2 protein-coding genes are annotated in these 1,481 nt (G+C 36.5%); one reads left to right on the top strand and one right to left on the bottom strand.

Annotation, left to right across the window (positions count from 1 at the left end; translation table 11 throughout):
- Positions 1 to 341 precede the first annotated feature (341 nt).
- Positions 342 to 1,010 carry a hypothetical protein gene (locus PVV68_RS10345; RefSeq protein ID WP_273722026.1) on the bottom strand — a complete coding sequence of 223 codons (669 nt, stop codon included), beginning with the start codon at positions 1,008 to 1,010 and terminating at the stop codon, positions 342 to 344.
- Positions 1,011 to 1,085: 75 nt separating this feature from the next.
- Between PVV68_RS10345 and PVV68_RS10340 the strand changes: the two genes are divergently transcribed.
- The coding region (locus tag PVV68_RS10340; RefSeq protein WP_273783032.1) for a hypothetical protein at positions 1,086 to 1,481 on the top strand (396 nt) is incomplete at its 3' end.

Raw genomic sequence — 1,481 nt, 5'->3', positions numbered from 1 at the left:
CAATTGTTTGCGGTAATGCACGTGTTGATACAAGCAACGTTGGTGGTGGTACTTTAGTTAATAGTGGAGAAGTATCTACAGATAATAAAAAGGACTCTTCTCAGAAGAAAAGGAAGTGAGGAGAGAGGGATGTCGATATATGCAGTCGTATCAATTGTTATGTTTGTAATTGCTCATTTGTATTGGTTTTATAATATTTATTGTTCTTTCAAAGAAAGGCAGAAAATCACAAAAAAGATAAATGAACTAAACGAAGTGATGTTTAGTACAAATCAAAAGCTTGAAAAACTAATTAAAAGCAAAAGAGATTAGGAAATAGGATCATTAACGTGTTGATTGTTCTAATATAGTTTAGCAGGTGCCAAGGAAGGAATGGGAATATGCACTTCAATTGTTTTATTTGGAAGATTTGGTGAGCTGTGATGTATAATAAGATTAGGATTGCTTAATGTATGTGGCTTTAGAGAGCGAATATAGAGGCATAAATCCAATTCGTTATCGTTCATCAAAATTAAACCAGTCCAACGATTTTTTTTGGGTTCCATTGCAGATAAAGAGAAGTTAATGCATTTTTCTTGTTTTATATTAATAGTGATAATTTTCTCTCCATTACAATCTTTCTTACGACACTTTACGAGAAAAAAATTAAACGGTTCTTCTTCTGATAAGCTGATACTGTATATTTGAATGGCTTTTGGGGTAGGATTTTTTATGTGTAAAAATATTCTAATCATTGGGAAATCAGGTTGGTCAACACGTATTGCCGATTTTATCTCAACAATGCTAATGTCTAATTTTTCTCCTAAATCTCGTTCTTCTTTTTCTTGCCATAAAATGTCGACGAGATCTTGTAGTGATTTAGTTTGGCTTTTGAAGAGCTCTAATTTTTCCTCTATTTGTTTTCGAGCTCTTTTGTCTAGGGAATTTATCACTGCTGCTAGAATAAATGAAACAATACTACCAACAAGAGCAGCAATGATATTACTGATTATTTCAGATAGTGTTGGCATATTTCAGACACCCTTCTTTCTTTCATTTTTGGAAAAAAACAATCCTATAAAACACGTTATGTATGGAGTGGCGCGGTGATTAACACAATTCTTTGTTTTGATCTAGGTACGAAGACAGGGTGGGCGATACGTGGTGGGGATAATAGTATCATTAGTGGGACCATTAATTTTCAGCCCCGCCGTTTTGAAGGCGGTGGGATGCGTTATTTACGTTTTAAGAGATGGCTTAATGAAATAAAGCAGACAGCAGGTCAAATTGACGCGGTGTATTTTGAAGAGGTGAGGAGCCATGTTGGTACAGACGCAGCGCATGTTTACGGTGGCTTGTTAGCAACGTTAACGGCGTGGTGCGAGCATCATCAGATACCGTATGAAGGCATTCCAGTTGGTACGATTAAGAAAGCGACGACAGGCAAGGGGAATGCGTCGAAAGAAGAGATGATAGAGGCAATGCGTGCAAAAGGACACGCG

The sequence above is a fragment of the Bartonella sp. ML69XJBT genome, assembly GCF_028618515.1.
Classification (GTDB): domain Bacteria; phylum Pseudomonadota; class Alphaproteobacteria; order Rhizobiales; family Rhizobiaceae; genus Bartonella.
Note: the sequence above shows the minus strand (reverse complement) of the source record. Positions and strands in the feature narration are given on the sequence as shown.

Bases quoted from the DNA above. Each gene is read 5' to 3' on its own strand.
- PVV68_RS10345 (WP_273722026.1), bottom strand. From the start codon at position 1,010: ATGCCAACACTATCTGAAATAATCAGTAATATCATTGCTGCTCTTGTT.